At 75.4% G+C, this 5,424-nt stretch carries 5 protein-coding genes and 1 pseudogene; 3 read left to right on the top strand and 3 right to left on the bottom strand.

Translation table 11 applies throughout. The annotated features are described in order from the left end of the window. A pseudogene (locus ACFVXK_RS36940) lies at positions 1–459 on the bottom strand (hypothetical protein); the annotation flags it as partial. A 105-nt stretch (positions 460–564) separates the two neighbouring features. Here ACFVXK_RS36940 and ACFVXK_RS36935 point away from each other — a divergent pair. Both ACFVXK_RS36935 and ACFVXK_RS36930 read left to right on the top strand, forming a co-directional pair. After that, the gene (locus ACFVXK_RS36935) at positions 565–921 is read left to right on the top strand and encodes an ArsR/SmtB family transcription factor (RefSeq protein ID WP_389621256.1); all 357 of its coding nucleotides are present in this window, start codon (positions 565–567) and stop codon (positions 919–921) included. Positions 922–1,026: 105 nt separating this feature from the next. Further along, positions 1,027–2,394, top strand: a complete 1,368-nt coding sequence (locus ACFVXK_RS36930; RefSeq protein ID WP_389621253.1) for an MFS transporter — start codon at positions 1,027–1,029, stop codon at positions 2,392–2,394. Positions 2,395–2,460: 66 nt separating this feature from the next. Here ACFVXK_RS36930 and ACFVXK_RS36925 read toward each other — a convergent pair whose 3' ends face one another. Beyond that, positions 2,461–3,702, bottom strand: coding sequence for an MFS transporter (locus ACFVXK_RS36925; protein ID WP_389621250.1), 1,242 nt, complete (start codon positions 3,700–3,702; stop codon positions 2,461–2,463). A gap of 104 nt (positions 3,703–3,806) precedes the next feature. Between ACFVXK_RS36925 and ACFVXK_RS36920 the strand changes: the two genes are divergently transcribed. After that, positions 3,807–4,340 (top strand): ArsR/SmtB family transcription factor, encoded by a 534-nt coding sequence (locus ACFVXK_RS36920; RefSeq protein WP_389621247.1) that lies wholly within the window; start codon positions 3,807–3,809, stop codon positions 4,338–4,340. Between the two features lie 19 nt (positions 4,341–4,359). On the opposite strand, the gene ACFVXK_RS36915 is transcribed toward ACFVXK_RS36920, so the two are convergent. Continuing rightward, on the bottom strand, positions 4,360–5,424 hold a 1,065-nt coding region (locus tag ACFVXK_RS36915), incomplete at its 5' end, for a hypothetical protein (protein ID WP_389621244.1).

The following is a 5,424-nucleotide window of genomic DNA, read 5'->3' as shown; positions in this document are numbered from 1 at the left end:
GCGGCCCACCGTGGCCGGCAGGCCGTCGAGCGCCCGGTCCGCGCGGTACATGAGGAGGGCCAGCAGGCACGCGGCCGCACCGTGGGCCGCGGTCATCGCCCACATGCTCCGGTGGGCGGCGCGCACGGCCTGCGGCACGCCGTCATGGCCGAGGGCGGCCCCGTGGCACGCGGACCGCCGATCGGACAGCGCCCGGTGCAGGACGAGCTGCGCCAGGCCGGTGGCCGCGACCACGTGCCACCAGGGCCGCGAGGTCCGGGCCACGGTCCACGACAGGGCGAACGCGAACGCCGTCCCGCCCGCCACCCGCGGCCAGGAGACCGCGTCCCCGGCGGCGAGGAGGTGGCCCACGACGGCCAACGCCGAGCTGAGCAGGGCGAAGACGGCAGCCCGGAGCCACCGTCCGCGCCACCGCTCGGGCTGCGGACACAGGCGCGTCCTGGTGCGGCATCCGGTCATGTCGGGGCCATCATCCACCGGACCGCGCGGCCGTCGGGCGGTGATCGTCACATGACGAGCGGCCTTCCAGGACTGCTCCAGCACGGGGCGCCCTACGATGGGCGGATGACCTCAAGCACACCCGGAGCACCTGCGCATTCCTTGCAGAGCGGGGCGGGCGGGGAGCGCCTGGTGGTCGCCGCCTCGATCCTGGCGCTGCTCGCCGACCGCACCCGCCTGGCGCTGCTCCAACGGCTCGGCGAGGGCGAGGCGGACGTCACCACGCTCACCGAGGTGTGCGGCGCCCCCCGGCCCTCGGTCAGCCAGCACCTGGCCAAACTGCGCCTGGCGGGACTGGTCGCCACCCGCAGGGACGGCCGCCGGGTCGTGTACTCGCTCGGCCACGGCCACCTGCGCCGCCTGGTCGGCGAAGCGCTCAGCGTGGCCGACCACCAGATCGGATCCCTCCCGCCCCACGACTGACCGGCCCGCCTCCGGACGAGCGGCACCCGGTGATCAACATGTGCACGATTGCGCACGTGTTGACTATGATGGGACCGCCCCCATCCCCCCGACCAGGGCGAGGCCATGCTGTCCGTGCTGCGGAACCGCACCTACCGGCGCCTGTTCACGGCGCAGGCCGTGGCCCTGACCGGCACCGGGCTCGCCACGGTCGCGCTGGGCCTGCTCGCGTACGACATCGCGGGCCAGGACGCCTCCGCGGTGCTCGGGACCGCGCTGGCGATCAAGATGGTCGCCTACGTGGCCATCGCGCCGCTGGCCGGCGCGGCGGCCGACCGGGTACCGCGCCGGGCCCTGATGGCGGGGACGGACCTGATCCGCGCCACGGTCGCCCTCGCCCTGCCGTTCGTCTCCCAGGTCTGGCAGGTCTACCTCCTGGTCTTCGCCCTGCAAGCGGCGTCGGCGGCCTTCACCCCGGCCTTCCAGGCCACCATCCCCGAGGTGCTGCCCGCCGAGCGCGACTACACGCGGGCCCTGTCGATGTCCCGGCTCGCCTACGACCTGGAGAGCCTGGGCAGCCCCGCGCTGGCCGCCGGCCTGCTGACCCTGGTCTCCTACGACTGGCTGTTCGCCGGAACCGCAGCCGGCTTCCTCGCCTCGGCCGTGCTGGTGCTCTCCGCCGTGCTGCCCGTGCCGGCGCCCGTGGACCGCGCCGACGGCGTCCCTGCGCGGGCCGCCTTCGGCCCCCGGCTGTTCTGGGCCACGCCGCGGCTGAGGGCGCTGCTCGCCCTGGACCTCGCGGTCGCCGCCTCCGGAGCGATCGTGTTCGTCGACACCGTCGTCCTGGTCCGCGACCACTTCCATCGCTCGGCCGGGGCGGTCTCCGTCGCCCTGGGCGCCTACGGGGCGGGTTCCGTGCTCGCGGCCCTGCTCCTGCCCCGCCTGCTGCGGCGGGCCGGTGACCGGGCCGTCATGCTGACCGGCGCCTTCGCCCTGCCGGCCGTGCTCGCCGGCGTCGCCGGCCTCGCGGCGGGCGCACCCGGCGGCGGGTCCTGGTGGGCGCTCCTCGGGGCGTGGGCCGCGATCGGCGCCGCCTGCTCGGCCGTCCTCACCCCCGGCGGCCGGGTGCTCCGCCGTTCCGCCTCGGACGGGGACCTCCCCGCGGCCTTCGCCGCCCAGTTCTCCCTGTCCCACGGCTGCTGGCTGCTCACCTACCCCCTCGCGGGATGGCTCGCCGCCGGCGCGGGACTGCCGGTCACCGCCGCCGTCCTCGGCGCCGTCGCGCTCGCGGCCGCCCTCGCCGCCGCCGCCGTCTGGCCCGCACGGGACCCCGGGCACCTCGAACACACCCACGCGGACCTCCCCGCGGACCATCCCCACCTCACCGGCGCCGCCCGCTGCGCCGGCGGCGGCTGGCGGCACGACCACCACTACGTCATCGACCGACACCACCACGCCTGGCCCCACCCGCACCCGCCCCGGGCCGCCCACTGACCGACGGCCGCCGGCCGGCCCGCCGGTGCGAACGGTCGGCGTGGTGATCGCGGCGCGGCCGGGCTCTCACTCCGCACGGGCGGGCAGCGGGTGGTGGATCGGGTCACGGTCGCGGGGAGCGCCGCGGCGGCCGGCCAGGGCGAGTGCGGCGGCCCAGGCCAGGCCCAGGGCGCCGGCGGTGAGGAGCTGTACCCGGTAGTCGAGGCCCGCCACCATCGCGGAGCCGATCAGCAGGGCGAGCCCGGTGGGGGCGAACATCAGGGTGTTCGCCGTCGCGGCGACCCGGCCCAGCAGCTCGCCCGGGGTCTCCCGCTGCACGGCCGTCATCGCCGCGATGAGGGCGCAGGGCAGGCCCAGTCCGATGGCCACGCTGCCGCCGAGCACGAGCGGCAGCCAGGGGGTCGCGCGGGCGAGGACGCCGAGCGCGAAGACCGCGAGCCCGAGCGCGGAGAAGGCGCGTTCCGACGTCCGGCGCATCAGGGCGCCGGCCGCCAGCCCGCTGACGACGGACCCGAGACCCTGGAGGGGAGTCAGCACGCCCGCGTAGGCGGGGGACCGGTGCAGGCCGGTGTCGAGCAGGGCGAACGTGGCCGTACTGCTCAGGCTGGACAGGGCCATGGCCGCGCCGCCGGTGAGGACCAGCGGGCGCAGCACGGGGTGGCGCCAGAGGTGGCGGGTGCCTTCCGCGGTCCGGGTGATCCACGCCTGCTTCTCGCGGGTGGCGGGGAGGTCCTCGCGCACCCGGATGAACCGGAAGGCGAGTGCGGCCGCCACGAAACTGACGGCGTCCAGCACCGCGACCGCGGGCCCGCCGAAGGCGGTGAACAGCCAGGCCCCCGCCAGCGGCGCGAGGAGTTTGGTGCTCTCCATCGCCGTGTACACCAGCCCGTTGAAGTCACCGCGCAGTTCCCGGGGCACGGCGGCGGCCACGAGCGCGGTCTGCGCCGCGTCGGTGAGCACCATGCCCGTTCCCACCAAGGTCAGTACGGCGAACAGCAGCCACACGTCCGCCGCGGAGCGCACGGCCACGGGGGCGGTCACGACGGCGGCCAGGACCAGGTTGGTGGCGACCAGGAGGGGACGGCGGCGCACCCGGTCGGCGGCCGTGCCGATCAGCGGGCCCGCGAAGGTCGGCAGCCAGAGGCAGAAGCCGACCAGTGCGGCGAGGGCGTCGGAGCCGGTGAGGGTCTTGACCCAGATCCCGGCCGCGAGCGACATGGCCGTGTCGCCGAACCCGGAGACGATCACCCCGCCGAGGTACAGGCCCGCGTTGCGGTCCTTCACTGCTTCGAGCGTGCGCCAGGTCATGCGTATCCCCCTCGTAGGCCGTGCACTTGATCGCGGACTCTACCCCCAATCATTTGATTGGGGGTAGAGGGTGAGGTAGCGGAGGCTGGGGTTTACTGGCCCATGTGACCGATACCGATCCCGTACTCCGCGCCCTCGCCCATCCGCTGCGGCTGAGGATGCTCAGCCTGATGTGGCCCGGACCCATGTCGGCCGCCGAACTCGCCCGCGAGCTGGACGTCTCGCACGCGCTGGCCAGCCAGCACCTGCGCCGCCTGGACGCGGTGGGCCTGGTCGAACTGGCCGAGGAGCGCACGCGGCGCGGTGGCAGGGAGCGTCGCTACCGCACCGTCCGGGGCACACCGCTGTCCGACCGGCACGACGGCGCCCCGATGCTGGCCGAGACCATGGCGCACACCCTCAGGGAACGGGCGGGCCGCCGGCTGGAGGCGAGCGAGGGCGTGACCGTCGACGCCGAGCTGTGGGTGGATCCGCAGATCTGGCAGGACGTCCGACGACGGCTCACCGCACTGGCCGTCGAGCTCCACGACGCCGCACAGCCGGCCCACGCGCCGGGCACCGTCCCCGTGGGCGTCAGCATGATGGCTTTCCCCCTCCGGGACACCTCCCCGGCCCCCGACGCACCGCCGACGGACTGAACCGGGCGACCGAGGACGTTCAGACGGCGCGGAGCCTCGACGCGTGGCCGAAGCCGAGGGCCGCCGTGAACGGGTGGGTCAGGGCGGGGTCGGCGGTCTCCAGGGGGAAGAGGGGGAGGACGCCGGCGGGGCGGGCCCTGGCGCGCAGGAGGGCGGTCCGGTAGAACGCGGCGCTCCAGCGGCCGTCGTCCGCGTGCCATTCCTCGGACAGGGCGGGCAGGGCGGCGGTCTTGTGGGGGAGCCCGGCCAGGGCGGCGAACCGCCGGGCCGGCGGGGTGGTCCCCATCGTGTGGTCGCAGTGGTAGAGGCGCAGGCGGCGGTCGTTCCCGCCGGTGAACCACCGCAGGAGCCGCCGCTCGTAGTCCGCGGCCTTGATGCCCGTCGCCTCGGCCTTCAACTCCAGGTCCAGGTCCCACCACTCGCGCCAGACCGCGTCGAACGCCGCCGCGTCGCCGCCGAACAGGTGGCGCGGGAAGTGGTCGGGGAGGGAGATCTCCCGCCGCGACAGGAGCGGATACATCCCCATGATCGCGCTGCTGAACCCGCAGACCGTGACGTTGCCCAGCCCCGGCGGGGGAGTGGGCACCGCGCTGCTGCGGCGCGCGCCGGCCAGCGCGGGCATCGGGCCGACCGGCGCGGTGCTGCCCTGCCACCGGCTGAAATCGGTGCCGGAACGGGAGCCGCCGTACCCGAAGCGGTGCAGGAAGCGCACGACCTCCAGCAGCAGGCGGTGGACCCCCTCCTGGGAGTTGAACGGCTGCCAGGCGAACCTCTCGTTCTCCTTGCCCGGCGGCAGCGCCGGCAGGACCGGGACGACGACCACCGCCGGACGGCCCGAGACGTGCTGCGCCTGGACGAGGCACAGGTCCCGCAGCAGGTGCCGGTAGCCCACGACGACGTACGGCTGGTCGGCCGCCGTGTCCCTCCGGACGCTGTACGGGTAGCCGGTGCGGAAGGGGTAGGCGGAGACGGGGTAGCCGCGCGTCTCGGTGGAGGGGGTGAAGTAGCAGACCACGTCCGTGCCGCCGGCCGGTCCCGGGGCCGGGGGCGCGATCGCCGCCCCGACGGCGACCAGGAAGAGCGG

Source organism: Streptomyces sp. NPDC058157 (assembly GCF_042884105.1).
Classification (GTDB): Bacteria; Actinomycetota; Actinomycetes; order Streptomycetales; family Streptomycetaceae; genus Streptomyces.
This window is presented reverse-complemented; position numbering and strand designations above follow the sequence as displayed.

Coding starts and splice junctions, on each gene's coding strand:
- ACFVXK_RS36935 (WP_389621256.1), top strand. CDS start 565: ATGACCTCAAGCACACCCGGAGCACCTGCGCATTCCTTGCAGAGCGGG.
- ACFVXK_RS36930 (WP_389621253.1), top strand. CDS start 1,027: ATGCTGTCCGTGCTGCGGAACCGCACCTACCGGCGCCTGTTCACGGCG.
- ACFVXK_RS36925 (WP_389621250.1), bottom strand. CDS start 3,702: ATGACCTGGCGCACGCTCGAAGCAGTGAAGGACCGCAACGCGGGCCTG.